The sequence below is a fragment of the Planctomycetia bacterium genome (assembly GCA_034440135.1).
Classification (GTDB): domain Bacteria; phylum Planctomycetota; class Planctomycetia; order Pirellulales; family JALHLM01; genus JALHLM01.
The window spans coordinates 15,656-42,080 of the sequence record JAWXBP010000280.1 but is presented as its reverse complement, the minus strand read 5'-3'; the positions used below and the strand labels follow the sequence as shown (position 1 = coordinate 42,080).

17 protein-coding genes are annotated in these 26,425 nt (G+C 61.6%); 5 read left to right on the top strand and 12 right to left on the bottom strand.

Annotated features, from left to right (window positions below; genetic code table 11):
• Positions 1–59 precede the first annotated feature (59 nt).
• Together sixA and SGJ19_17120 are read right to left on the bottom strand one after the other, a co-directional pair.
• Positions 60–548, bottom strand: a complete 489-nt coding sequence (gene sixA, locus SGJ19_17125) for a phosphohistidine phosphatase SixA (protein MDZ4781973.1) — start codon at positions 546–548, stop codon at positions 60–62.
• 80 nt (positions 549–628) lie between these two features.
• Positions 629–1,594, bottom strand: a complete 966-nt coding sequence (locus SGJ19_17120) for a dihydrodipicolinate synthase family protein (GenBank protein MDZ4781972.1) — start codon at positions 1,592–1,594, stop codon at positions 629–631.
• Between the two features lie 233 nt (positions 1,595–1,827).
• On the opposite strand from SGJ19_17120, the gene SGJ19_17115 reads away from it, so the two are divergent.
• From SGJ19_17115 to SGJ19_17105, 3 genes are all read left to right on the top strand, one after another.
• Complete coding sequence (locus SGJ19_17115) at positions 1,828–2,925, top strand: hypothetical protein (GenBank protein ID MDZ4781971.1); 1,098 nt, start codon at positions 1,828–1,830, stop codon at positions 2,923–2,925.
• A 200-nt stretch (positions 2,926–3,125) separates the two neighbouring features.
• Positions 3,126–3,722, top strand: coding sequence for a thioredoxin family protein (locus SGJ19_17110; protein ID MDZ4781970.1), 597 nt, complete (start codon positions 3,126–3,128; stop codon positions 3,720–3,722).
• 39 nt (positions 3,723–3,761) lie between these two features.
• Entirely contained in the window at positions 3,762–5,015 is a 1,254-nt protein-coding gene (locus SGJ19_17105; GenBank protein MDZ4781969.1) for a metallophosphoesterase family protein, read from the top strand.
• Between the two features lie 295 nt (positions 5,016–5,310).
• Here SGJ19_17105 and SGJ19_17100 read toward each other — a convergent pair whose 3' ends face one another.
• The 7 genes from SGJ19_17100 to dxr all read right to left on the bottom strand — a co-directional run bounded on the left by SGJ19_17100 (position 5,311) and on the right by dxr (position 13,254).
• Complete coding sequence (locus SGJ19_17100) at positions 5,311–6,309, bottom strand: hypothetical protein (GenBank protein ID MDZ4781968.1); 999 nt, start codon at positions 6,307–6,309, stop codon at positions 5,311–5,313.
• 20 nt (positions 6,310–6,329) lie between these two features.
• Positions 6,330–7,100, bottom strand: coding sequence for a hypothetical protein (locus SGJ19_17095; GenBank protein MDZ4781967.1), 771 nt, complete (start codon positions 7,098–7,100; stop codon positions 6,330–6,332).
• 540 nt (positions 7,101–7,640) lie between these two features.
• Positions 7,641–7,877 (bottom strand): hypothetical protein, encoded by a 237-nt coding sequence (locus SGJ19_17090; protein MDZ4781966.1) that lies wholly within the window; start codon positions 7,875–7,877, stop codon positions 7,641–7,643.
• 586 nt (positions 7,878–8,463) lie between these two features.
• A complete protein-coding gene (locus SGJ19_17085; GenBank protein ID MDZ4781965.1) occupies positions 8,464–9,138 on the bottom strand; it encodes a hypothetical protein in 675 nt (224 codons plus the stop codon).
• A gap of 134 nt (positions 9,139–9,272) precedes the next feature.
• Positions 9,273–9,962: an HAD-IA family hydrolase gene (locus tag SGJ19_17080; protein ID MDZ4781964.1), complete on the bottom strand. Its 690-nt coding sequence runs from the start codon at positions 9,960–9,962 to the stop codon at positions 9,273–9,275.
• Entirely contained in the window at positions 9,962–12,100 is a 2,139-nt protein-coding gene (rseP, locus tag SGJ19_17075; GenBank protein MDZ4781963.1) for an RIP metalloprotease RseP, read from the bottom strand. Before rseP ends, SGJ19_17080 begins: the two co-directional genes overlap by 1 nt.
• Positions 12,091–13,254 (bottom strand): 1-deoxy-D-xylulose-5-phosphate reductoisomerase, encoded by a 1,164-nt coding sequence (gene dxr, locus SGJ19_17070; protein ID MDZ4781962.1) that lies wholly within the window; start codon positions 13,252–13,254, stop codon positions 12,091–12,093. The genes rseP and dxr overlap by 10 nt, the downstream gene beginning before the upstream one ends.
• A 275-nt stretch (positions 13,255–13,529) precedes the next feature.
• Here dxr and ftsH point away from each other — a divergent pair, with 275 nt between their 5' ends.
• Together ftsH and SGJ19_17060 are read left to right on the top strand one after the other, a co-directional pair.
• Positions 13,530–15,662, top strand: a complete 2,133-nt coding sequence (gene ftsH, locus SGJ19_17065) for an ATP-dependent zinc metalloprotease FtsH (GenBank protein MDZ4781961.1) — start codon at positions 13,530–13,532, stop codon at positions 15,660–15,662.
• Between the two features lie 92 nt (positions 15,663–15,754).
• Positions 15,755–18,124: a transglutaminase domain-containing protein gene (locus SGJ19_17060; protein ID MDZ4781960.1), complete on the top strand. Its 2,370-nt coding sequence runs from the start codon at positions 15,755–15,757 to the stop codon at positions 18,122–18,124.
• Positions 18,125–18,258: 134 nt separating this feature from the next.
• Here SGJ19_17060 and fliS read toward each other — a convergent pair whose 3' ends face one another.
• The 3 genes from fliS to SGJ19_17045 form a co-directional block, all read right to left on the bottom strand.
• Positions 18,259–18,699 carry a flagellar export chaperone FliS gene (gene fliS / locus SGJ19_17055; GenBank protein ID MDZ4781959.1) on the bottom strand — a complete coding sequence of 147 codons (441 nt, stop codon included), beginning with the start codon at positions 18,697–18,699 and terminating at the stop codon, positions 18,259–18,261.
• Positions 18,700–18,737: 38 nt separating this feature from the next.
• Positions 18,738–21,500: a flagellar filament capping protein FliD gene (fliD, locus tag SGJ19_17050; protein MDZ4781958.1), complete on the bottom strand. Its 2,763-nt coding sequence runs from the start codon at positions 21,498–21,500 to the stop codon at positions 18,738–18,740.
• Between the two features lie 207 nt (positions 21,501–21,707).
• Positions 21,708–25,988, bottom strand: a complete 4,281-nt coding sequence (locus tag SGJ19_17045) for a flagellin (protein ID MDZ4781957.1) — start codon at positions 25,986–25,988, stop codon at positions 21,708–21,710.
• Positions 25,989–26,425 lie beyond the last annotated feature (437 nt).

The following is a 26,425-nucleotide window of genomic DNA, read 5'->3' as shown; positions in this document are numbered from 1 at the left end:
ATACTCCCTCCGTGCCTTCCGAAGTGACTCTCCACACTCACCGTTGCCGAGCAAGAGAACTATTCCCCCAGCAGCTTCGCCGTTGCCAGCCAGCAGAGTTCGCCATTCGCGCGTTCGATGCGGTCTCCAAATTCCAGCGCCGCCACCGCGCCCTTGCCGAAGGCGATTGCGCTCGGCGCCGCGCCCAGTAACCCGCCGGCCCACATACTGATATCCGGCGCGTGCCCCACCCAGGCCACGTCGCGTCCCCGGGATTGCTGATTCGTCCAGGCGATCAGCCGATCGAGCTGCGAGCCCGGCGCAAGTTCCTCCAGCTCAATCAACTCCGGCTCCTCCGGCAGCACACGGACGATGACATCCGCGGTTTCCCGCGCGCGCACCAACGGGCTCGTCGCGATTAACTCCGGCGCAAAGCCCGCGGCCAGCAGCCGTTCAACGACCGCCTTGAAGCGTTTCTTGCCATCCTTCGTGAGCGGGCGCAGATTGTCATCCGGCCAGCGCGGATCGCCGTGTTGGCCGGCCCAGGCGTGGCGAATCAAATACAGCATCGGTCCTCCCTGATTTCCCCTCGCTCATCATAATCGGGCGGAATCCACGATGCACGTCGCCGACACAGTTTTCGCGCACCCTATGCGTCGGCAATTTCGATGCCGAGGCGGGCGCCAATCTCAGCCAAGATCGCTCGATCGCTCGCCGGCCGGATGGCGCTCCCCGCATGGGTGCGATCGGATGCAACCCAACCGCGCAAGTGCAGGAACATCGCCGCCGAGTGTTTGTACGCCGGCGTCGGCACGCGGAACGTCAAGTTGCCAAGGTATTGCAGCGTGTCGTTCAACTCGTAGAACGCAAGATCGCCCGCCGCCCAAAAGGCGTCCCGCCGCGCGAACAAGTCCGGCGCGAACGTACTCAACCCCAGCAGGTAGTCGCTGCCGTACATGATCATGTCGATGGCGAGATCGTTCCCGGTATAGACGCGAAACTCCGGCCGCACTTGGTTTCGCAACACCAGACGCTGCCATTCCAACTCCCGGCTTAACGAAGAATGCTTCGCGCCGGCGCAGGATGGAATCTCCATCAGCCGCCGATACACGTCGAGTGAATAAATCCGCCCGAACGGCGCGAACATGGTCCCTAATTCGAAGCCGATCCAGCGGTCGCAAAGCTTGCCAAGCGATTCATAGCTTTCGATCAGTGCGTCGTCGCCCTGTTGCGTAAGCCCGAACGATTGAAAAACGACCGGCGTCCCGCCGTGACGAGTGATGGCGTCCATCGCCTGGCCGTAGGCATCGCGGTCGAACGGCGCACCCGATTGATCGCCCACAAACGCCCCCGCCACAAATAATCGTCCTGCGGCGACGGATCGCGCTTCCTCCAACACCCGCAGCCGTTCCGCTGGCGCGAGCAAGTTCACATAACCGGTGTCCATATTCACGGCCGGCGTCAGTCCCGCCGCCCAGGTGCGTTCGGCATGGGCGCGAAACGCCGGCCAGTCGATCGCGCCGCCGGAATCGAACGGCAGCAAAATTGCCGAGATACCTTCGACCTTGCGCCGGGGTTGAATCAGGCTGAGCGGGTCGACTGCGAGTGGGGACATCCGCGCGCTGACCTCGTGGCAAGGGAACTGGTCGCCAAACCGCCATTCTCGGCTCCGAGACGCGGCGCGATCAAGTACGCAAATTGACGCGTACAGGAAGTCATCCCGAAACAAGTTTCCCCCAGCATTGAATCGGGTACACTACCGGGACCAAACCACTTCGGCCGCTCAGCCGTGAACACTCGCCGTCGTCCGCGTTTCATTCCGATCCGGCCCACGAAAGGAAACCTGCCATGCGAAAAATCTGTTTGACCGGACTGGCCGCCCTGGGGTTGATCCTCAGCGCGGCACAATCGTCCCTTGCCGCCGATCCCTGGGGTCTCAAAGAAGGCGCCGTGACGCTCACTTCGGCTGGACCAATGGTGTTCGGCCCCAACGGCATTCTGTTCATCGGCGATCCCAAAGCCGCCGCCGTCGTGGCCATCGCCACCGATGACGAAGCAGGCGATCCGACGCAAGCGACCTTCGATTTACCGAACGCCAACATGAAACTGGCCGAGGAACTCGGCGCGGACCCGTCCAAGTTCCGCATCGCCGATCTGGCGATCAACCCCGCCAGCGGCAACGCCTACCTGAACGTCGCCGTCGGCGAACCAGCCCAGCCGGTCCTGATGCGCATCGACACGAAGGGCGCCATCACCGTGTTCCCGCTGACGAACGTCCGCCACTCCCGCGTCGATTTGGCCGGTGCTCCGGCGAGCGCTCAAGGCCGCCGCGGCGATCCCCGCGACGACTCGATCACCGACCTGACGTTCGCCGAAGGCAAGCTCTACATCTCCGGTCTGACGAGTAACGAAGCGTCGTCAACGGTCCGCGAACTGTTCTTCCCGTTCGCGGATAAGGAAAAGGGCACGAACGTCGAAATCTATCACGCCGCCCACGGCCGCGTGGAAGACGACGCCGTCGTGCGGGCGTTCGCCCCGCTGATGATCGACGGCGAACCGGTCCTCTTGGCCGGCTTCACCTGCACGCCGCTGGTCAAGTTCCCGTTGAACGACATCGCGTCGGGCGAGAAAGTCCGCGGCACCACCGTCGCTGAACTGGGCAACCAGAACCGCCCGCTCGACATGATCGTCTACGAGCAGGACGGCAAGACTTTCGTCCTGATGTCCAACAGCGCTCGCGGCGTGATGAAGATCAGCACGGAGAAACTGCAAGAAAACGCGGGACTCGACGAACCGGTGCCGGATGGCAACACCGCCGGCCAACCGTTCGAGACGATCGCCGAATTGAAAGGCGTCGAACAACTCGACAAGCTCGACGCCAAGCGCGCCGTCGTCCTCATCAAAACCGACGCCGGCGTCGATCTCCAAACCATCGACCTGCCGTAACGTACGATATTGAACTGGTCCGCAAACAATCGGGGCGCGGCAAGAACCGCGCCCCGATTTTGCGTCCGAAGCAAGAAAAGCCCCAAAGGGGCGACCGACAATAGCCAGGGGTGCAAACCCCTGGAAAGCGTGCGGCATAGTATTGATTGAGCCCCAATGGGGCGACACGAACTACATCCAACCTCCGCCGAGATCGCACTATGCGCAAGCTCTTCCTAGTTCTCGCGCTGTTCGCCTCCACCGCCCACGCCGGCGAATTCAACAAAGTTCTCAGCGTCGGCGACGCCGCGCCGGCCTGGAAGAATCTGCCTGGCGTCGACGACAAAGAACACGCCCTGGCAGATCTGCCGGAGGACAAGCTGGTCCTCGTCGTCTTCACCTGCAACAGTTGTCCCGTGGCGGTGAAATACGAAGGCCGCATCGCGGACTTCGCCCGCACCCACGCGGACGACGTCGTGGTCGTGGCGATCAACGTCAATCGTGTCGCCGAGGACAGCCTGCCGAAAATGAAAGAACGGGCGGAACAAGAGAAATTCCCCTTTGCGTACCTCTACGATGACACGCAGCAAATCGCCAAAGACTTCGGCGCCACGGGCACACCGGAGTTTTTCCTGCTGAACAAGGAGCGCCAACTAGCTTACCTGGGCGGCATGGACGATAATGACGATCCGGCGATGGTCACGAAGCACTACCTCGAAGACGCCTTCCAGGCTGTCCTCCAAGGCAAGACGCCCGAGACCGCCGAAACCTACGCCCAAGGGTGCCGCATTCGCTTCGCCCGCGAGCGTAAACGCTGAACATCCCCGCCCGCCAGCAGTTCTCTCCAGGTTCCCGCCATGTCCGGATTGGATCGCAGAAGTTTCCTCGGCGCGTCGCTGGGAGGCATGGCAGCCGCCCTCACTTTGGGTCAACGAGCTGTCGGCCAGGAAGCGCCCGCCATCGACTCGACCGCCGCGCCGGATGGGCTGTTCCTCACCTGGCAGCGCGATCCCACGACGACGATGGCCATCCAATGGATCGGCCCCGACTCTGGCGCCGATCAGATCTCGTTCAGCGCGTTGAACTCCGACAACTTCCAGTCGCAACCCACGGAACTGCGTCCGTTTCCCGATACCGATCTCAAAGTGCATCGCTGCGAATTGTCTGGCCTGGCGCCCGGCAGCGAGTACCAATTCCGCATTAACGGCGGCAGCGCGACCTATCGCTTCCGCACCATGCCGGCGACGTCGACGAACACCATCCAATTCGTCTCCGGCGGCGATTGCGGCACCAATGAACACGCGGTCGCGACGAACGCCCTGGCCGCAAAACAGGAACCGTACTTTGCTCTGCTCGGCGGCGACCTCGCGTACGACAACGGCGATTCGCCCGAAACGTTTCTCACGTTCCTGCGCAACTACAGCCGGCAGATGATCGACCCGACGGGACGCTTGATTCCGATGATCTCCTGCATCAGCAACCACGAATGCAATGACAAGCAAGGGCCCGCCAACGTACGCGCACCACATTATCTGAGCGTGTTCGATGGCTTCTTCGGCGACAGGCCGTACGGCGTGCTCGATATCGGCGACTACCTGAGCTTCGTCCTCTTGGACTCAGGCCACATCGCCCCCATCGGCGGTGAACAAACCTCGTGGCTGGAGCAAACGCTCGCCGCGCGTCAGGACAAACAACACCTGATCGTCGCCAATCACGTGCCGGCTTATCCGTCGTATCGCGCGCCGGAAGGAGAAAACGGCGAGTACGGCACCGGCGAGGAAAACCGCAAATACTGGTCGCCGCTGTTTGAGCGATACAACGTCGACCTGGTGCTGGAGCACCACGATCACACCTTCAAACGCACCCACCGCATGGCCGGGGGTCTCAAAGACAAAAACGGCGTGCTCTACCTCGGCGACGGCTCCTGGGGGCAACTGCGCACGCCGAAAACGCCGGAAGAACGCCCCTACCTGGCCGCCGTCAGCGAGGCGTACCACATGACGGTACATCGCCTGGAAGGTGACGACCGCTTCCACGTCGCCATCGACTCCACCGGCCGCGTCGCCGACACCTGTACAACCACGAGCAAGCACGCCGACCGCCGCGATTAATCAACAGCCGAAAAGCTTGGGTGCCTGGGGCAGGGGCACTAACATCACGTTCACAATGGTCCATCTTTGTTGGGCATCGTTGAGTTGATCAACAAGTCGAAACGATGCCCCCGTTGATACGGCTTGGCCGCGGCATTCGCACGCCGCAGCCCCAGGCACCCGCCGTTCTCAACTATTCAAAAAATCGAAGCGTGACGAATCACCAGCCCATAGCGCCAGCGAGGGAGAGTGGACGCCGCGATACAAATTGCGGACCAAACTCTCAACAGCTACCTCACCCGCGCTCTGCGTTCATTCACAGCGCCGGCCGCGGCGCGTGCCCAGCGCCACAACAATCATCCGGCCGCACGAACGCCAGGTTCGCCACGAGCATCATCAGACACCACGGGATCAACCCTGTCAGCACCGCCAGGCTCAGCCACATTGGCACGGCCAACACGAGCAACGCCGGGCGCGCCCAGCGCTTCCAGACGAAGATCCCAAAGCCCAGCTCGAAGAACACGATCGCCTGCGTCCAGGCGTCGATCATATAAGGATGCGAGTGCAACCACGTCAAGTCGACCAGGCTCCCGCCCGGCTTGGCGATCAACCACCACACGGCGTCGCCCGACCACCAGACCGCGCCGTCGGCCACGCCCAATCGAACCAACTTGCCGAACGCCATCATCACGTAGATCGCCGACAAGTGAATCTGCAGGAGCCGCGTGGCGATGTTCGCGCCGATGCTCGGTTCAACCTTGGCGAGTGGTTGCTTTCGCAACTGCAGACAGCGGTCGACAGAGTAATACGCGCCGCAGGGCCCCAGGCACAGATAAGCCATTACCATCGAGACGATGGGTTCCAACTGCGCATTGAGCACCTGCCCGCGGTGGATATAAGTCAACGTGACGATCAGCGCCAACACCGACGTCACGCGGGTTTTGAGCCCCACGACAAACGCGAGCAAGATGGCGATACCGACTCCGTGAGCGCCCCATAACATCGCCGGTTCGTTTTCGAACCAGGCGAGGTAATTGAACGACATCAGGAAGCTGCCGTACAAGAACGACGGCTTGTCCGGCGTCGCCTCTTCGGCGAACATCACCGCGCGAACGGTATTCGCCGGCAACAAACCCGATGGCCCGAAGAACTTGATCAAGTCCGGCGTGTAGCAGAGCAGCGCGAATAACGCGATCGCGCCAACGCCGATCCGCATCAGCGAAATCACTCGCGCGTCCCGGGCTTCGTACCAGAACTGATTCCAGGCCTCGCCGGACAGAAATTGGTGGAAGTATTCTAAAATGGCGTTGCGCATCGCGCCCTCAGCTCCATGGACTATTGGACGTCGGGCCGCACGGTCATGTCAGGCGCCGCGGGCGGCGTTGTACCTTCACCCTCCGCCCCGTTGGATGTCGTGGAAGGCGCCGCCGCGTCGCGGGCCGACTCCGCATTCAACAGCGAGACTTTACCATTCGCGACGAGCACATAAAGATCAAGCACTGTATTCGTCGGAAGCGCCGGAAGCTCTTGCGCCATGGAAGGATTGAAATTGTTCAATTCCAACATCGGCCGCTCGAACTCCGCGAGGCAACGCAGCCGTCCCCCGGTCGCCTGGAACAGATTCACATAGTGAGTCGCGACGGCATGGGGAATCTGCACGTCCGGCCCGTCGAAGCCCTCCAGCCGCGCCGTCCGCGAAGCCAGCATCTGGTAGCGCAAACGTCGCAGGCGAGGCTGCAGCGTTTCATTCGGAATCACGACCGTCGTTTCGCCGCCGCCATCCGGAAGGTTGAGCGTCAACTCAATGCGATACGGCAAGTCCCACGGCGTATAGTGCGTCAGATGGTAGTCGGCCCCCTGGTAGCGATCACCGCCGATGTAGCCGTAATCCATGTTCAGCGCCAGCAAATACGGCACCACGCCCGGCACCTGTCGCAGCTGCCGTTTGAGATCCGGCAGGGCGGCCTCGCCCGGTTCTGGCAGCGGGCTGGTATTCGACAGAATCGCCACGCCGAGCGCGAACAGATGCACAAACAGCAGGAAGCTGATCGTTGTTCGCGCGTTGTCGGACAACGTCCGAACGGCAGGCTGCGGGGAGTCAGGCATATGCAAGCCAGCGGAGGAATCGCGCCACGCGCATGCCGAGCGAGAGGTTGCGGCAAGCCGGATGCGACCTTGCTAGCATCGACGCTGCGACACGGGCCGTTTCATGAAATGCCGCCCCGTCGCGCTAACGCACAGCAACGCTATAAAGCGCAGTCATGAATGACGAATTTCTAAATCTGAATGTCGAATCAAGTCCGAATGACGAATGTCGAATTTTCTTCGAGGCCCGGCTACCGCTCTGGACCATTCGACATTTGAACATTCGTCATTCATTCGACATTCAGATTTAGAAATTCGTCATTCCCACCCCCGCCTACTCCTCCGCGCCGCACCGCCAACCAGGGGCGCAACAAAAAAGCCGGGCCCCTTTGACAGGGCCCGGCTCTTTATGCGAGTTCCGATATTTGCCGGCCGTTCGCGGGGAAGGCCGGTTGATCGGTTCGAGAAGTTAGCTACGGAACGCGCCGCTGCGCAGGCCGCGCACGCGAGCATCCGTCGGGGCAGCCGGAGCGGCTTCTTCCGCCGGAGCGGCTTCTTCGATCACTTCGCCACCGTGGCAACCGCCATCGCAACCGCCGCTGCAGCTTCCGCCGTTGCAGCCACCATTGCAACCGCCGTGGCAACGACCATGGCAACGACCATGGCAGCGGCCGTGGCAACGACCATGGCAACGACCATGGCAACGACCATGGCAACGGCCGTGGCAACGACCGGAGAACAGACCGCCGTGGCAGCTGCTGTGGCAGCCACCGTCACACGAGCTGCTGCAGCCGCCATCACAGGCGCTGCATCCGCCGTCGCACGAGCAACCACAGCCGTGACCGGCGACCGCTTTGCTGGTCCCGCCCACGAGGGTCAGGCCCACCACCGCGCAAAAAATCGCGATGCCAAGAACCAATGCACGATTCATCCTCGAATCCTCCAAAAACAACAGGTACCGTACCGAAGGGGTATTGGAAACGCGTCGGCCGTCCGAGATGCTTTCCGCTCCCCCGTATCCGGACGACCAACACAAACTGGGAGAGTCCACCTCGAGCCGATGCCGCCGCCGCGATCTCACCGACCCTCCAAGGCATGGCCCTTGAGGGTTAAGCAAGACGTAACGACTGCACAGGCTAGGTCGCTAGGTTAGCATTTCGAGTCATGCTGTCAACCGCCCGCCTGGTAACGTGTGACCTCTGGGTCGACCAGGCATTCTGGGTTTACTGCAACGACTCTTCGCTCAACTGTAGGACACAATCAACACGTGTGGTGAAAAAAATGCGCACAAAAAAAGAGACCCCGTGGGACGAGGTCTCTTGGCAACTTCGGCTGGTTATCAACAGTACGCAACTACTCGCTGAGTAACCATTTGCGTCGATCGCTAGCGGCGCGGCCGGCCAGCGGAAGTCGCTGTTTCTTCGCTAACAGGTGGAGTTTCGGCAGCATTTTGACCGCCACCTTCGGGGGGATTTCCGGTCAATTCTCCGAGCGCTGCGGCGGCTCGGCGCTCCATTTCTTGCTGGGCCGACTCCTGCTTTCGAATCATGTCTTCCGGGTTTTCGAAATTGAAGACGATCGCGGCCATGTCAGGAAACACCTTGGCCACCATGCCGGCAATCCGCCAGCCGGCTTCTTCGCGAGCCATCACCCACACGACTTCGTCCGTGGATTGATTCCCTTCGGCGTCGGTCTCGGTCCAAGCGCAGGCCACATAGGCGCCGTTGCTCCCCTTCATTTCCACCTGGTTGATCTTGAACGTGGCGGTATCGCTTCCCGGCGGGGCGACGTTCAATCCCATTTCGGATGTCTTCTGCCGCGCGACCGTGGTCAGCATTGCCGCGGCCCCTTCGTCGTCGCCAGCTTTGACGGCGCGGAGAAAATCGTTCAGCGCCTGTTTCGGCCCGGTCGTTGCATCGCCGGACGAGGCCTCGACGGCTCCTTCGGCCTCGATCGCAGACGAGTCGGCCGCCTCGGTCGTCGGCGCAGTCGAATCGCCGCAGCCAAACAACGCCGCGGTGCACATCAGACTCACGGCCAGCCAATAACGCTGGGACATCGCAATACTCCTGTTGCTGAACGGTCTCCGCCATCCTTGGCGGCCGATTGTGTTGATTCGGAGAACCCATCCACGGGCGCGCATGGTTCCCCCAGGCGGCAAAAGTCTCCTGAATGCCCGGCAACGGGTCAAGATCAGTCGCAAAGCTCCGCCAACGAGGCGACGCTCGGGCTGTCTGCCGAGGTCGTGGGCGCGACCCAGATCGTCTGCCACCCAGCGCTTCGGCCGCCGCAGACGTCGTTGTCCCAATCATCGCCGATCAGCAATAGTTCCTGCGGGGACAATCCCAGCGCCCGTTCCACGCCGCGGAAGTAGCCAGTGTGAGGCTTCTGCCAGCCCAAGTCGGACGAAATGAAAAGATTCACTGCCGCAGGCACGCGATTCGGACCACTCAGCACTGTCCTCAACCGCGCGTCAAAATTGGAAGCGACGCCGACCAGGTAATTCTCCGCGATCAGACCTTCCAGTAATTCGACGGCCCGGGGAACAAGCCGCCAACTATGCGGCTCGGCGAAATGGGCCCATAGCTCGCGAAAGAGCGGCTCGGTTTCGGGCAGATCGTCAAACACATGCCGGACGACAGCCCGCCAGCGGTCGAGCTCGATGCGCTCGTCGCTGCGTCCTTGGCAGACCTCCGCAGCGCGCAGGGCGGCCGGAAAGCGAGCCGCGATTTCCTTCGTCTCAAGCCGTGAACCGCGCCGTTGGCCGAAGTCGAAATAAACCTCGGCGACCGACGTGGTCGGCGTGATTAAGGTGCCGACGGCGTCGAACAAAACGGCCCGGACGTTTTCCGCCGCCGGGCCAAGTAACTCCCGCCAACGCATCAGGAAACCATGCGCGAGACGTCGAGCCAAAGCACAAAGCCCATCACCATCAACAGGAACGCGAGTCCGGCATAAGTGAAGCCGATAAACACCTTCTCGCTGACCGGCTTGCCGCGCAGGCCTTCCAACGTCAAGAACACAAAATGCCCGCCATCGAGCACCGGAATCGGCAGGAAGTTAATGACCGCCAGGTTGGCGCTCAGCGCCACCAGAAAAATCAAGAACGGACTCCAACCCTTGCCGGCCAGGTAGAACGCGCCTTGGGCGATCGTGATGGGCCCGCCCGCGCCTTTCACCGACACGCGCTGGTAAATCAAACCTTTGATAAAGCTGTAGACGCGCGTCGACTGCTTCCAGGTTTCCGTCAGTCCAAAACCCAAAGCCTCTTGGAACGACGTCGCCTGAATGGTGAACTTCTCGCTAGTAAAGACGAAGCCACGCTCCGGGTAAAACTCATCGGTGGAAATGTACGGCTCGATCACGACCGGTTCACGATTCGCCACCTTGATGCGCAGCTTCTCTCCGTCGCGCAAGTCTTGAACAAACGTCATCAAGAGCGGCCAATCCAGTTCCTCGATGCCCTCGCCGAAACGATGCGCCTTCTTGAGCCGTTGAGCGGCGACGGACGGCTCGTATTCCTCGTCTTGGTTCGTGGCCGCTGGTCGATTCGATTCCTCTGCGTCCTCATCGGCCGGCACCGCTTCGACCCATTCGATCTTGTCATTGAGCTTTAAGCCAGCTTTTGCCGCGCTACTGTCCGGCTCGATCGCCTGGATGTTATTGACCACCTCGCAAACAATCCCCAACGCCGGCACGGAGATGCCTTTCTCAGAAAACGATTGAGCGCCTTCGAAGGCAGTGTGGGCACGTGGCGTAATCTCCACGTCCAATTTTTCGCCGTCCCGCTGCACCTTGAGCATGACGGGCATGCCGGCCAATTGCCGCATCATTTCCGGCAGTTTCATCGGGTCGATGTTGTCCAGGCCATTGACTGAAACGATCAAGTCGCCGGCGCGCAGCCCGCGTGCGGAGATCGCAGCGCCTACATGCTGATCGCCCGCCGGGGCCTTCGTGACCACATCCACCTCCGCCGCCGGGGAATCGTCCTGCACGGCGCGAACTGGTCCCAGTCGCATCTGAACGCCCAGCGTCCGCAGCGGCGCGGGATCAACCGACGTCGTGATCTCTTCGACGGTCTCGGAAACCGCCTTCTTGCGTTGCACGGTGACTTGCAGTGATTTCGAAGCTTCGTCAGCCAAAATGCGTTGCACGTCGGCGTAGCTGTTGATTTGCGTATCGCCGATCCGGACGATCTTGTCCCCCTTTTCGAACGGCGGAGTTGCATTCGCAGCCGGTGATCCCGGAACAAACGGTTCTTTTTCGTGCAATTGGTTTTCGAAAGCCATCATCACGCCGATCATCGGCATGATGTCTTTGGTGTTCGGCTGGACGATCGCTTCGCGCACGTCTTTCTCGCCGGCACGGATGAAGTGAATCCGCGCGCCGCCGTCATGTTCGCCCAGCGCAATCTTGCTCTTCAAATCGTCGAAACGCTTCACCGGTTCGCCGTTGATCGCCACGATCGTGTCGCCCGGCAGCAGGTTTGCCTTCCACGCGCCGCCGCCCGGGACCGTGCCGCCGACCTTGCACGGCGAATCTTCGACGCCAATGCCGTAAGCGACCGAGGCCACCACGACGGCGAAGATCAAATTCATGATCACGCCGGCCGAAATGATCGCCATCCGCTGCGGCACCGTTTTGGCCATATAGCTGCGCGGGTCGTAGGTCGGCAGTTCCGCGCCGCCTCCTTGATCAAGGCGCGCGCGCTCAATTTCCGCGGCCGCCGAACTGGGATTGTCATCCTGGCCCAGCATCTTCACATAACCGCCCAGCGGGATCATGCCGATGCCGTACTCGGTTTCGCCCCACTGGAATTTCACCAGCGGCTTACCGAAGCCGATGTAGAACTTCTCGCACTTCACGCCGCACCACTTGGCGACGGCGAAGTGCCCCAGTTCGTGGATGAAAATCACCGCGCCGACGCCGAGCGCCGCCAACACGGCGTAGCCGATATTCGCGCCCCACGCCGCCCAGTCAATGCCCGACGACGTTTGCGCCAGCAACAAGTTCATGCACATGCCCAACGGACTACCTCCTCGCGAGCCCAACGGTCCAGCCGGATCAAATCGTCCAGCGTCGGATTGGGATCAAAGTCGTGATGGCCGAGCACGCGTTCGCACGCCGGCACAATTTCGTTGAAACGTAATTCGCCTTCCAAAAACCCGGCTACGGCGGCCTCGTTCGCGGCGTTCAACACCGCGCCCGCCGTGCCTCCGACTCGGGCCGCCTCGCGCCCCAGCCGCAACGCCGGGAAACGCTCCTCGTCCGGCGGTTCCAACGTCAAACTGGTCGCTCGAGACCAATCGAACGGCGTGGAAACCTGCTCGCGTCGCTCGGGATAGTTGAGCGCGTATTGGATCGGCAATCGCATATCCGGGCAACTCATTTGCGCGACGATCGAGCCGTCCACGAACTCCACCAGCCCATGAATCAATGATTGTGGATGGATCACCACGCCAATTTGGTCCACGTCGAGGTCGAACAGCCACCGGGCTTCGATGATCTCCAGCGCCTTGTTCATCATGGTCGCCGAGTCCACCGTAATCTTACGCCCCATCGTCCATGTGGGATGGGCCAATGCTTCTTCGACCGTCACATTCGATAATTGTTCGCAAGAATGCCGCAGGAACGGTCCGCCGCTGGCGGTCAGGACAATCCGTCGCACTTCTGCCCGGCGTCCGGCCTGTAACGCCTGCCACACCGCACTATGCTCGCTGTCCACAGGCACAATGGTCGCCCCAGTCCGCCGGGCCAAGGCCGTCACCAACCCGCCGGCCATCACCAGCGTCTCTTTGTTCGCCAAGGCGACCGTTTTACCGGCGGCCAGCGCCGCCCAAGTCGCGTGCAGTCCAGCACTTCCGACCATGGCTGCGAGAACTACATCCACGTCCGGCGAAGCCACGGCCTCGATCACCGCGTCCATCCCTCGCTTGACCACACAAGCGGGGGGGGCGCCCGTCCAGTCGAACGATTGAGCAACCGTTTCGTCGGTCCCGATGATCCACGCTGGGCGAAAACGCTGAGCTTGTTCCAGCAGGAACGTCAATCGCGAATGAGCCGTCAACCCAGCGACCTGGAGTCGACCCTGCGACGCGGCGACAACTTCCAGCGCGCTGCCGCCGATGCTGCCCGTGGCGCCGAGAATCGCGATTCGCTGAGGGGACTCAGGCATTCAACACGTCGTCGCGGCGCGCAACATCATTACGGCCGGCCAACAGGAACAGGGGACAGACACTCAGCCACGCCCTGCATTCTAAGAATATCCGTCAATCCCGACAATCCAACTCCTTGCGCGACAGGCACTAAGGGGGGAATGCGGGAACTCGATTGTTGTTCGAGCGAAGATGCGTCCCTACGATAGGAGTTACCGCAATTCTAACCGCCCGGCGAACTCCGAAATGTGGAGGTTCGCCTCGCCCCGTTCGAACTTAGCAACTTTGTGGTTCCATGAAAGAAAACGGCAATTCCGGCAAGCAGAGTGAACGCAAGAACAACAACGTCAACGGGAACGTGGTTTGGTACCTGCTGGCCGTCGGCATCACGATGACCGTCGCGGTCACCCTGCTGAACAGCCGCCAGCACGCGGAAATCCAGTACAGCGATCTCTGGCGACTGATCGAACAAGGACCGCCGCCAGAAAAAGTCGCGGAAAAAACGACGGCGCCGGCGGCCACCCCGGCCGCGGTCGCGACGCCTGAAACGCCATTGCCGGCGGACATGCCGTATATCGTGGTCACCGATGCAGCGGGAGAGCACACCTATCGCTACAGCAATCTGCGCGAGCTGATGATCGGCGAAGGGGAAGTCACCGGAGTTATCGATCGAGACCAACTCCGCCCCGCCAAGCCCGACGGCACCATCAAACGCGACTCAGCGGTCACATTCAAGTCTAACCGCCGTGGACTGGCTGACGATGACGGCAAGTTGATCACGCTCTTGAGAGAAAAGAACTTCGTCTTTAACGCCGAAGGAGATCCCCCGGTCTGGCGCGGACCGCTCAATCTGTTGGTGCTGTGCGGCATCATCTGCCTGATGGTCTACCTGCTGATGCGCAAGCTCGGAGGCGCCGGCTCGCCGATGGCCTTCGGACGCAGCCGTGGCAAGATGTACGCCCAGGAAGACATCGGCATCTCGTTCGAGGACGTGGCCGGCATCGACGAAGCGGTCGAGGAACTCCGCGAAGTCGTAGAATTCCTCCGCACGCCGGAAAAGTACCAGGTGCTCGGCGGACGCATTCCTAAGGGCATCCTCCTGGTCGGCCCTCCAGGCACCGGCAAGACGTTGCTCGCCAAGGCAATCGCCGGCGAAGCAGGCGTCCCCTTCTTCAGTTTGTCCGGTTCGGACTTCGTCGAGATGTTCGTCGGCGTGGGCGCCGCCCGCGTGCGCGACATGTTCCAACAAGCGGAAGCGAAGGCGCCCTGCATCATTTTCATCGACGAATTAGACGCCCTCGGCAAAACACGCGGCTCCGGCGTCGTGGGCGGCCATGACGAGCGGGAACAAACGCTCAATGCCTTGCTCGTACAAATGGACGGCTTCGACACGAACAGCGGCGTGATCGTAATGGCGGCCACGAATCGCCCCGAAACGCTCGATCCGGCACTATTGCGACCAGGCCGCTTCGATCGGCACGTCCTCGTCGATCGCCCCGACGTCCGCGGGCGCGAAAAGATTCTCGAAGTGCATGTGCAGAACGTGAAACTCGACTCGACGGTCAAACTGCGCGAAGTCGCCGCGATCACTTCCGGCTTCGTCGGCGCGGATTTGGCGAACCTCGTCAACGAAGCAGCGCTGCTGGCGGCCCGCAAAAGCAAGAGCGCCGTCGGTATGGACGAATTCAACGAAGGCGTGGAACGCGTCACCGCCGGACTCGAAAAGAAACAGCGGATCATCCACGAACACGAAAAGCAGCGCGTCGCGCATCACGAGAGCGGCCATGCCCTCGTGGCCTACAGCCTGCCGAACACGGATCCCGTACATAAGGTCTCAATCATTCCTCGCGGCCTGGCGGCGCTCGGGTATATGCTGCAGCGGCCCGAAGGAGATCGCTACTTGATGACCCAAGGCGAATTGGAAAGCCGTATCCAAGTCTTGCTGGCCGGAACCATTGCCGAGGAAATCGTCTTTAGCGACGTCTCCACCGGTGCGCAGAACGATCTGGAACGCGCCAGTGAACTGGCCCGCAGCATGGTGATGGACTTCGGCATGAGCCGGCTGGGCCGCGTAAACTACCGAGAAAGCGGGCGATCCGCATTCCTGAGCGGTTCCGACGGCCCCCGCGAACGTAGTCACAGCGAACGCACCGCCCGCGAAATCGACGAGGAAGTGAAGCGGATCATCGACGAAGCAATCGAACGCGTGCGCAATATCCTCGAAGTCCGTCGCCCGGCCCTGGATGGATTGGCGGCGCGATTGATCGAAAAGGAAGTCATCGACGCCACGGAACTTCGGGAAATCATCGAACAGAACTCGCCCAGCCCGATGCTGGTGCCCGGCACCGGCGGCCGCCGCTTCCCCGCCGCAACGGAGCGGAAGGCAAATCCGGTGATCGACGTGATCGCCCCCGAAGCGGCCAGCTAGCCGCATCACCTCGACGAGGGAGTTCGCCGCCGTCGCCCGCCGCGTTACAATGTGGCGATCCGGCTACGCCACTCCCTGCCCGAGGTCCCGCCATGCCTGCCTTGATTCGTGTACTCGCCGCGTGGATGGTCTGCGCGTTGTGCCTGGTGCAAACGTCCGTCGCCGAGGACGCACTGCAACCTCTGATCGACACGGCCCTCGAACGCGCCGGCGAAAACCGCAGCCAGATCGAGCAAGCGTTGGCTGGAGTCCCGACGGACCAGCAACCGGGCATGCGTTTCCTCGTCGCGCACATGCCAGAGCGCGATCTTACGAGCCTCACGGCGGAATTCTTGACCTCGAACGTGCGCTATGCCTATCAAGCCCGCGACGAAGCTCCCTGGAAGGACCGACTGCCGGACGACGTGTTCTTCAACGAGATTCTGCCGTATGCGAACATCAACGAGCGCCGCGACGATTGGCGCAAAGACTTCTATGAGCGATTCAAGCCGCTGATCGCCGGCATCGAGTCGCCCGGCAAAGCGGCGGCAACGCTGAACCAGCAGGTGTTTCCGCTCGTGAAGGTGCAATACAGCACCGCGCGGCGGAAAGCGGATCAGAGTCCCTACGAGTCGATCGAATCCGGCAAAGCCTCTTGCACAGGATTGTCGGTACTGTTGGTCGACGCCTGCCGCGCGCTGGCCATCCCGGCCCGCGTCGTCGGCACGCCGCGTTGGACCGACAACAGCGGCAATCACACCTGGGTCGAGATCTGGGACAACGGCTGGCACTTCACCGGCGCCTGCGAGGCGAACGGCGATGACCTGAACAAGTCGTGGTTCATCGATCGCGCATCGCAAGCCTTGCGGGACGATCCGCTGCACGCCATCTACGCCGTAAGTTATCGGCGCACTGATCAGAAGTTCCCGTTGATCTGGGCGCGCGGCGCAGACTACGTCTCGGCCGTCAACGTCACCGACCGCTACACGGACAAAGGAGCGCCGCTGCCCGAAGGCATGGTCCGGCTGTTGTTCCGCGCGGTGAATAAGTCGACAAACGCGCGCGTCGCGACGACTTTGCGAATCACAAACGCAGCTGGCGCAACGCTATTCGTCGGCGGTTCGAACGACGAGCGATTCGACGCCAACGATCACATCGCCATGCCCGTGGCATTGGGAACGCGGCTCAAGGTCGCAGCGGTGGCCGGGAACCTGTGCGGCAGCGACGAAGTGACCGCCGAAAAGGCCGATCAACTCGTCACGCTGTTGATCGAAGAAAATCCCCCGGCTGCGAACGAGCTCAGCGAGGCCGCATCGAGCGGCGCGGTGCAATTGCTCGAAGCCTTTTTGAAACAAGATCGCGCGATGCGCCCCAAGCTCGAAGAACAACCGTTCGCCAAAGCGCCGCTGACGAAGGCCGGCGCTGAAGCCGCCGCTGAGTTGCTGCGTGAGGACCATCGCCAATGGATTCTCAAGACCCGCGCCGAGGAAATGGACAAGCGCGAACTGCCAGACGGCGAATTGAAGATGCCGTTCTTCTATGAGACGTTCGGCGACAAGCCTGCAAACGGCCGCAGCCTCTATATCTCGATGCATGGCGGTGGGAACGCTCCGCCACGCGTCAACGATCGGCAGTGGGAAAACCAGAAGAAGCTCTACAAGATTGAAGAGGGCGTATATCTCGCGCCCCGCGCGCCGACGAACACGTGGAACCTTTGGCACGAGGAACACATCGATCGCATTTTCGATCGCCTGATCGAAAACCTGATCGTGTTCGCCGACGTCGACCCGAATCGCGTCTACATCCTCGGCTATTCCGCCGGCGGCGACGGCGTGTTTCAGCTCGCGCCGCGGATGGCTGATCGACTCGCGGCGGCCGCAATGATGGCGGGACATCCCAATGAGACCTCGCCCCTGGGGCTTCGCAATCTGCCGTTCATCCTGCAAATGGGCGGCGACGACGCTGCTTACAATCGCAATCAAGTCGCCGCCGAGTGGGAAAAGAAACTCGCCGATCTGCGCACGGCCGACCCGTCCGGCTACGAACATCTCGTGAAGATCTACGCCGGCAAAGGCCACTGGATGGACGGCGAAGACGCGATGGCGCTACCATGGATGGCCAAGTTCACGCGCAATCCGTTCCCAAAACGCGTCGTCTGGAAGCAAGACGACGTCACGCACGACCGCTTCTTTTGGCTAGCCTTGCGCGACGGCCAGGCGAAAGGCGGCGCGGAGATCACCGCCGACATCGACGGCCAATCCGTGCGCATTAAAGCCGACGACGTGCGCCGCATCACCGTGCGCTTGAACGATGAGTTGGTCAACCTGGACGAACCAGTGAAAATCCAATTCGGCGACGCCGAAGTCTCTGCCGAGCTTGCGCCGCGCACAATCGCTACGCTCCACGAAACACTGGCCGAACGCGGCGACCCGGCGTCGATGTACAGCGCCGAAGTTCAAGTATCGCGGCGCATGTCGGAATAGCGCGACGCCGTAGGGCGGGCCAGCGCAATGGCATACAACCTGTTCGTTTCGAGCACGACCTACAGACGCACACTTGCGCATGCATGACGGTGCCGGCCCGCCGTCGCACAACCCAATGCACTCGCGTCTCGTCCCTACGCCGACAAATCGCCCAGCGGCGTATAGTCCTCGGCAGGCATTTCCACCGGCGGCGGCGTTGTGCCGGCCAGACGGCGGCAGACTTCCTGCCAGGTGCCGCGTTCAATCTCCAGCACGCGCATGGCGTCTTGCACCATTTGCGCATCGTGCCGCATATGCGCGTCAACCAGCGTGCGGAACAAGTAGAGATAGATGCTCGTCGCCTTGCGCGCCAGCTCGCGATTGTGCTCTGGACGCACGCCGGCGATCAATTCCGTGATCACGCCTTGCGCGCGGGTCAGCGCTTCGCCCGCCGCTTCCTGATCTCCTTGCTCCCAACGGGCCAGCGCCAGGTTGCAAAAACGCATCGCCCCTTCGATCAGGAGCAATTGCAGCTTCTGCGGCGGGGCGGTCATGACTTCCGTGGCCAGATAGTTTTCGCGCGCGTTGGCTTGCATCTGCAACTTCTCTCCATGAATCTACGTTAGGGGCGGCGTCATGCCGTGGGATTGGCGAGGGCATTGAGCGCCCCCAGTGCATTCGTATTCGCTTGAATCTTGGCAATCGTCGATTCCAACGTGTAGAACTGATTCAACAACACGTCTCGCTTGCGCGTCAAAAACTCGTTGAAAAACTTCACGCGCTGATCGTTGACCTGAATCTTGCGTTCCAGCGCCGCCGCGCGGTTGACGAGGATCGAGTCGTCTTCTCCGGCCAAACCTTCGATCAACTTGTCGATCTTCGCGGCCAGCCCCAAGTCCTTCGTCTGAAAGAACGCCTGAACGCCTTCGGGCGACTCAGTTTGGCGCGCGCGCAGCTTGTCTTTGTCGAGTGAGAGCGTGCCGTCGTCTTTCAACTCCAGGCCGACTTCCTCGAGCGACTGGATATCACCCACGCCGAACACGCGGCCGCTCAACAGCGACGCAAAGTCAGTATCAATGTGCAACGCTGAGCTGTCGCCCAGCAGAATGCCGCCTTTTTGTGTTTCGGTGTTGTAGGCGGTGACTTCCTTCAGCTTCTTGTGCAAGGCGTTGTACGAGTCAACGAACGCCTGCGCGGCCGCGATGATCGGCTCGTTCGTGCCATTGACGGTGACGGTCACCGCCGTGTCCGAGGTGTTGAGCGCCTCCAGGGTCAAACCTGGCACCACGTCTTTGAACACATTCGACGTGCCGGTGACGATCGGGCCCACGCCGGTGGCGCTCGGCGCGCCCAATAGCAGCTTCGCGTCTTGCGCCGCCGACGATTCCTCGAATCGCAGCCCCAGTTCCGACGTGTCGATCATCAACTCGCCGGCGCGGCCGGGGCGTTGACTGAGCAGCGTCAGATGAAAAGGATTCAGCGCGCCGCCGTCGTTGAACTTGCCGGCCGCGACGCCGACCTTCTTGGTGTTGATTTCATCGACCAGGTCGGCCAATGACATTTCCTGATTGAGCGCAATCTCGAACGTCGTCGTACCGTTGATGGCCTGCTTTTCCACGGTGCCGATGGTCGTCACCGCCGACTGTCCGGCGATATGCAAATCGGCCGCCGCCGTGGAGTTCAAATCCTGCACGCGAATGCTGCCGTTCGACGCATTGGTGGAGACCAGCAGCACGCCGTCCCCCGCGTCGTTGAGGCGCGCCTCGATATCCAGTCCCTGGTTGTTGATCGTCTCGATCAAATCGCCAACCGTTTGGATCGTCGCGCTCGCGATACCCACGGTGCGCGTGCCGCCCCGGGCGTCGGTAATGCGAATCAAACCGTCGGCCACTCCCTTGCCGCCGTTCAACGACGAGAGCCTCGTCGCGGCGCCAAGTGTTTGCGCACTGAGACTGCCGGAATTGCGCTGCGACGCTTCCGCGTCGATCGCCAGCTTCAATTTTTCGGCCGTTCCCTTGTCGTCTCCGCTGGCCACAATCAATTTGCCGGCGGTGAGCCCCGTCGTATCGCTGAGTTGAATGCCATTCCGCGCCGCATTCACGCTGGCTTGGATACCGACGCCCGCCGCGTTGATGCGAGCGATTACATCATCCACGCTTTCAGCGCCGGCGAGATTCACCGTGGCCTGCGCGCCGGAGCGATCCGTCAGATTCACGGCGCCCAACTCGCCCACGCCGCGCCCGCCGTCGAGCGTACTGAGCAACGTCGACTTCAACCCGCCGAGCAATCGTCGGCCCGTAATCACGCCGGCGTCCGACGCGCCATCAAGCCCCAAATCGGCGATGGCCTTCGAGTTGAATTCCGAAGAGAGCTTGAACGCATGCCCGCCCTCGGTTAAATCCGTCAGCAGCAACCGATCGCCATCCGGCGCGATCTCCGCGCGTAACTTGTCCGGCGCAACGGCGTTGATGGTCGCGAGCACGTCTTCCAGCGTTTGCTCATTCGCCGGCTTGTCTTCTTCGTCGTTCGAGCGCGGCAAGTGCTTGAAGTCGATATGCGACGTGCTGCCGTCGCGAAACTTGACTTCGATATCAGGCAGTACTTCGTCAAACCGAACGCCGTTCGGCCCATTCAGCCGGTCGAGCGACACCTTGCCGAACAGCTTAAGCACGTCCGAACCGGTCGCGGTTCCTGTGCTCGAATCGATCGCGGCGATCCCCAGCGACGCGGCAGTCTTGCCGCTGCCGATTTCCTGCACCTTAAGATTCGACGTCGTCTGTCCCGTTTGATCGACGAGTTGAATGGCATCGCCACTCACTTGCGCGCGAACATTGATCGTCGACGTGCTATTGATCGCATTCAATACGTCATCAACCGTTTGCGCGTAACGCAAATCGATCTCGGTGGAAACCCCTGAGCGATCGGTGATGCGAATCTTGCCGCGAGCCAGGCCCTCGCCGCCGTTGAGCAACGCCAAGCTGCTATCCGCGTTAATAAAGCCGCCGAAACGGAACGTGACCTTGCCTTCGCCCAGCGGCGCGGTATCGCTGGCAACGCCGTCACTGAGCAGTTGCTGCGCCTGCACCTGTTGGAGCGGCGTGAACTGGTACGTGCCGAGCGAAGGCTCGCCGTTCGCCGTCACCTTGAGCGTCGCCGCGTCGAGGCTCTGCACCGTTTTCTGGTCGTAGAGCGCCGCGTCGCCGAGCTTCTTGGCGTTCACCTGCGTGCTGAGCAGCAGCGCCGTGAGCTGCGTCACGGCGACTTGTTCGGCCTTGAACTTATCGGTACGGGCTTGCACCATATCCCGGGGCTTGGCCGCCAGCGCAAGGAGCTGATTGACCGTGTCCGTGATACTGATGCCCGTGATCAGGCCGACGTTGGAATTGATTCTGCCCATGAAGCGCAAGCCCGCGGGTCCGCAAAAGAATGCGTCCTCTTCGGATGAATTCGGTCGCGAACGCCGGGGTAATTGAGCGAAAGTCTGCCGGCTTTCCGGAACGTATCACCGGAAGTGGGGACTCAATTAAAAAAAGCCGCCGACCTCGAACTAGGTTCGAGATCGGCGGCCCCTATAGCAACCCTTCGCGGGGCGTTACGAGAACGCTTACCGCAGCAGGGACAAAGCGTTTTGCGGATTCTGGTTGGCGATCGACAACACCGCCGTGCCGGATTGCACCAGAATCTGAGCCCGCGTGAGGCGAGCACTTTCCGCGGCGAAGTCAGCGTCGCGGATCGAGCTTTCGGCCTCGGTGAGGGCTTCCAACGTGTCGTTCAACGTGATGATGTTGGTTTCGAGCGTCGTCTTCTGGAAGGCGCCCAACCGACCGCGAAGGCTGGTGATCGCGGTGATCACTTCGTCGATAACGGCGGCCGCACCGTTCACGTTGTTGCCCAGCGACTTCGCGCCACCGGAGCGAAGCTCGAACAACTTGCCGTTGACGCCGCCGATCGTCGCCGTGTTGACGCCGGCGATGCCCAACCGCACTTGCTGGTTGGAAACCACGTCCGGGCCTAACTGGAACTGGGCGCCGCCGCCGGTGATCTCGAACTGAATCGTCGTGTCGTTCTCAACCGTGTCCGCGATGTTGAAGGAGATGTCCAACGACGAGGTGTTGATGGACGCCTTCAAGCCCTGGCCGACAGCCTGGATACCGTTGATACGGGCCAAGATGTCGGTTCCGACGGAACGTTCGGCGACTTCGCCGTCCGCGTCCGTCAGGACAAACGGATTCGATCCCAAGGCCTTCACGGACACGAACGCGTCAGATCCGTAGGTCGTGGACTGGAAGGTCAAACCGGTGTCGGACAGATCCGAGTTTCCGAGCAGTGCCGTGCCGGCGGGTTCGCCGTCGGTCGTCGTGCCACCCGAGGACGTGCCCGTGTCGAAGATGGTGACGAAGCCCGTGCCTGCCCCGGCCGCCGCGGCGGTGAACAACTCGCTCACTTCCGTGTCGGCGTTGATGGCGTCGATGACATGCTGGGCCGTCGAGACGCCGGCTTTGACATCAACGGTGAGCACCTTGCTCAGCGCGTCATAGCTGACCCCTTCGTCGCCGCCGCCAGTCAACAGCGGATTGTTGTTGAAGGCGACCGTGACGCCGTTGTACGCCTCGCCTTGCAGGACCGCAGTCAGCGTGATGCTGGCCGCCAGTCCGTTCACGGCACTGGTGGTCAGGCTGGCATTGCTATTAATCGTCTCGGTGCCCGTGGTCGCGAATTCCAGATCCGCGTCCTCGAGCGTGGCGGCCAACTTGCCGGTGCCGTTGCTGCCTTCGGCGTTGCTGATGCTGATGCCCAGCGAAGCGAGCGTCGCACTATTGGCGGCGTCATCGAAGTACTCGATCAGGTCGTTGGCCGTCGTCTGGACGACGCCATTGGCGTTCGTCTCCAAGTTGACGATCAATGTTCCTTCCGACGCGATGCCGCCCGAGGTGTAGAGCTTATTGTTGTCGGTCGCGAAGTCAATCGTGCCGGCCCCGGTGCTCCCCTGGTAGTGCGTGGCGAAGAAGGTCTTGTTCGCATAAGCGTCGTTCTGCAACAACGAGCGAACTTGTTCAGCAGTCGTGCCGTTCGCGACATAAAACGTCAGGCTGCCGTTGTGTCCGCCGGTGCTGCCCGTGTCGGCCAACGTCGCCGAGGCGTTCGTGGCCGCGATCGTGCCGGCCAACGTGTTCGCGGCTTCCGTGTCGCCGGTGCGGTTGGCGTAGTTGGCCGCAGCCGAGAAGGTGCCTTCCGTGTTGATGGCCGCTTGGAGCTGCGCACCGGTCGTCGAGTTGTCCGAGCGGATATTCAACGTCAGCGTCTTGGAGCTGGCGTCGTAAGCCGCCGTGGCCGTGCCGGTCGTCAGCGAGGCCGTCAGCACGACATTTACGTCGTTGAAGTCCTCGCCGCGCTCCGTCGACGTGATCCGCAGGTTGTTATTCGTGCCCGTGAGGTTCAAGTCGGCCGTCGCGGCCGTCGTCTCTTCGTCGTACGTGACCCGATCCTGGGCGCCCGTGGCGGCGGCGCGGAAGCGAATCGCGTAGTCGTCGAAGGACTTGCCAGCGGCCACGGCGGAGAACACCAGGCTGGCATTCGCGTTGGCTGAAGTCAGGGTGGTCTTCGACTGAGCCGTGACTTGCGGATCGGTAATCAGATCGACTCCCAAGGCCTGACCGGAATTTGCCACGAAGCGAATATTCCGGGAATCCTCGGGACCGAGGAACTGGAGGCGATTGTTGGCCGATGCCGTGCCGTAGTAGCTCGACTCGACGAACTCGGACACCGTGCCGAATCCAGTGTCTTCGGCGCTCTTCTGTGCGGTCAACAGCGCCGCCGCGGTGGCGTTATCGTTGATGGCGTCAACCACGTCGTTGGCCGTGGCGATCACGTCGCCACCGGTCACGCCGTCTTGGAACACGTTGGAGAACGTGCCGCTGGCCACCACGCCCGAGCCGTCGTTGTCGACCGTGCGTGCGACCGAGAACAACTCGCCAGCGGCGGCATTTCCCACGGCGCCGAGCGACGTGATGATGTTGTTGGCCGTCGACCGGCCTTCCTGTACATAGACGTACAGCGTACCGGCGTCGCCGCCGGAGTAGCCGGTGTTGCCGAAGCGTCCGCCGCGGGCGGCGATTTCAGCAGCCGTCAGCACGCCAGCGCCCGTATTGGCGCCCGCGGTCGTATCCAACGTGGCGGCAAACGTGCCTTCCGTGTTGATGGCCGCCAACACCGCATTGGCGTCCGTCGTGCCGCCGTCGATATCCAGCGTCAACGTCTTGGCCGAGGCGTTGTAGGTCGCCGTGGCCGCGTTGCCCGTGACGGCGCCGCTGTCGGTGAACAACACCTGCACGTTGTTGTAAGCAGCCCCCGCCTGGTCGGCCGTGATAATCAAGTCCGTGTTGGCGATCGACGTATTGATCGAGGCCGATGACTTCTGGGCGTCGTGATTGTACGTGATCCGCTCGTTGCCGGCGGTCAGCGCCACGCCGTTGTCCAGCAACGCGTCGTTGACGTAGTTGACTGTCGCGTTGTTGAACTGGGCGCCCTTAATCGTAGCCGTGTAGGTCAAAGCGTTGTCCGAGGTGCCGCGACCTTCGGTCGTTGCATAGCCGATATTCGTGGCCGTCGCATTGGCGCCAGCACCCGAGTTCGTGCCGCCCGTCGTATCCGTGGAAGCCACGGCCAGGCTGACCTGGATTTCAATACCGGTCAGGGCATTGATCACGGCCGGAGCATTGGCGGCCAAAGCGGTGGCGCTGGCCTGGTCCGACGTGCCGATCGTCAACGTCTTGGTCGTGGCGTTGTAGTTCGTGCCGGCGGCCAACGTGGCCGCGTTGTTCAAGCTGACCGTGATGCCGGCGCCGATGCTGCCGTCACTCGTGATGGTCAAGTCGAGGTCGTTGTTGGCACCCGCTTGCACCAAGCGGTACACGGCGTCGGTCGGAGCCGAGTCCGAGTCGTTCACCGTGGCGACGGCGGATTCGTACGCACGCGTCTGCAACTGCACGTCTAACGTGGCCGGCGAATTGCCCGTGGCGGCGGTGTACACGGCGACCGTGCCAGTCGAATCGCCTTTGCTGTATTTGACGCGGATGTCGCCTTCTTCCTCACCGGCGGTGTCCGCTTGAATCAGCACGTCGTTGTCGGTGCCGAAGCTCGAAGCGGTGATGGCGCCTTGCGTGGCTTCTTGTTCGACCGTGGCCTGCACGCCCGTCGCGTCCGAGACAAGGTTCACCGCGGTGGCGATTTCCTCGATGGTGCTGCCTTGGGCGAAGTTGAACGCTTCCGCGCCGTTCTTACCGCCGATTTGCAACGACACGTCCGTCGAGATGGCGCCGAAGTTGAAGTTCAACGAGCCGCGGGCGGCTTGCTGCACAACTTGCACCGTCACGCCGATCGAGTTCTGCGTGCCGAAGTTGGCCTGGTCAATCTTCAGGCCTTGGATCTGCGTCACGTCGACGCCGGTGGTGATGAAGTCCAAGCTGCCGTCCAGGAGACGCTTGCCTTGGAACGACGTGATCTGGGCGATCCGGTCGATGGCTTCCAAGGACGAGTCGATCTGCAACTGGTTGGCGGCGATTTGATCCGTGCTCAAGGCGCCTTCGTTGGCGGCTTCCGACACCAAACCGCGAATGTCGTTCAACAACGCGCTGACCTGCCCCAAGGCGCTGTCGGCCGTGGCGATCAATTGATTCGCGCGCTCGCTGTTCGTCACGGCGCGCTGCGTGCTGATGATGTCGCTCCGCAAAACTTCGCTGGCGATCAAGCCGGCCGGGTCGTCCTTACCCTTATTGATGCGCAAACCCGTGCTCAACCGGGTGAGAGCTTCTTGCAATTGAACATTGGAACGGGCCAAAGTCTTTTGAGCGTTGAGCGAACTGACGTTCGTGTTGATGCGGGTCATTCCGGGCACCTTCGAATAAAGGAGGACGATGTTTCAAGCGGAACAGATTGCGGGAAGGATACGACTCCGTTCCAACTTGTTTGCGTGTGCGCCGGGGAGCGGCTCCACGCTGGCTCGCAACCACGCACAAAAAACTTCTGGCTGTTGTTTTCGTTTCGACGCCGACCGGTTGGTTCCTGAAATGTGACCGTCGCTGGAACTCCCTTCCCGCGCAATCACGCCCCAGGTTGGAGCGCCTACACGCCTTATCGACTAGCGAAGATGAGCACTTTAGGCAAAGGCATTGGCCCCCGTAGTCCTTATCTATTCGGACTACTTGCGCCGGTTATGAAGGCCGGCGGGATCAGAAGGATTGCACGCCCGCGCGAAGCGATGCGGCCGTCACGACGCGAACGCCAACGAAATTCCGCGCCAGGTTGGCACGCAGTTTATCGGCA

Bases quoted from the DNA above. Each gene is read 5' to 3' on its own strand.
- SGJ19_17115 (MDZ4781971.1), top strand. From the start codon at position 1,828: ATGCGAAAAATCTGTTTGACCGGACTGGCCGCCCTGGGGTTGATCCTC.
- SGJ19_17085 (MDZ4781965.1), bottom strand. From the start codon at position 9,138: ATGTCCCAGCGTTATTGGCTGGCCGTGAGTCTGATGTGCACCGCGGCG.
- SGJ19_17060 (MDZ4781960.1), top strand. From the start codon at position 15,755: ATGCCTGCCTTGATTCGTGTACTCGCCGCGTGGATGGTCTGCGCGTTG.
- sixA (MDZ4781973.1), bottom strand. From the start codon at position 548: ATGCTGTATTTGATTCGCCACGCCTGGGCCGGCCAACACGGCGATCCG.
- dxr (MDZ4781962.1), bottom strand. From the start codon at position 13,254: ATGCCTGAGTCCCCTCAGCGAATCGCGATTCTCGGCGCCACGGGCAGC.
- SGJ19_17120 (MDZ4781972.1), bottom strand. From the start codon at position 1,594: ATGTCCCCACTCGCAGTCGACCCGCTCAGCCTGATTCAACCCCGGCGC.
- SGJ19_17105 (MDZ4781969.1), top strand. From the start codon at position 3,762: ATGTCCGGATTGGATCGCAGAAGTTTCCTCGGCGCGTCGCTGGGAGGC.
- rseP (MDZ4781963.1), bottom strand. From the start codon at position 12,100: ATGTGCATGAACTTGTTGCTGGCGCAAACGTCGTCGGGCATTGACTGG.
- fliD (MDZ4781958.1), bottom strand. From the start codon at position 21,500: ATGGGCAGAATCAATTCCAACGTCGGCCTGATCACGGGCATCAGTATC.
- SGJ19_17100 (MDZ4781968.1), bottom strand. From the start codon at position 6,309: ATGCGCAACGCCATTTTAGAATACTTCCACCAATTTCTGTCCGGCGAG.
- SGJ19_17110 (MDZ4781970.1), top strand. From the start codon at position 3,126: ATGCGCAAGCTCTTCCTAGTTCTCGCGCTGTTCGCCTCCACCGCCCAC.
- SGJ19_17045 (MDZ4781957.1), bottom strand. From the start codon at position 25,988: ATGACCCGCATCAACACGAACGTCAGTTCGCTCAACGCTCAAAAGACT.
- SGJ19_17090 (MDZ4781966.1), bottom strand. From the start codon at position 7,877: ATGGCGGCTGCAGCAGCTCGTGTGACGGTGGCTGCCACAGCAGCTGCC.
- SGJ19_17080 (MDZ4781964.1), bottom strand. From the start codon at position 9,962: ATGCGTTGGCGGGAGTTACTTGGCCCGGCGGCGGAAAACGTCCGGGCC.
- SGJ19_17095 (MDZ4781967.1), bottom strand. From the start codon at position 7,100: ATGCCTGACTCCCCGCAGCCTGCCGTTCGGACGTTGTCCGACAACGCG.
- ftsH (MDZ4781961.1), top strand. From the start codon at position 13,530: ATGAAAGAAAACGGCAATTCCGGCAAGCAGAGTGAACGCAAGAACAAC.
- fliS (MDZ4781959.1), bottom strand. From the start codon at position 18,699: ATGCAAGCCAACGCGCGCGAAAACTATCTGGCCACGGAAGTCATGACC.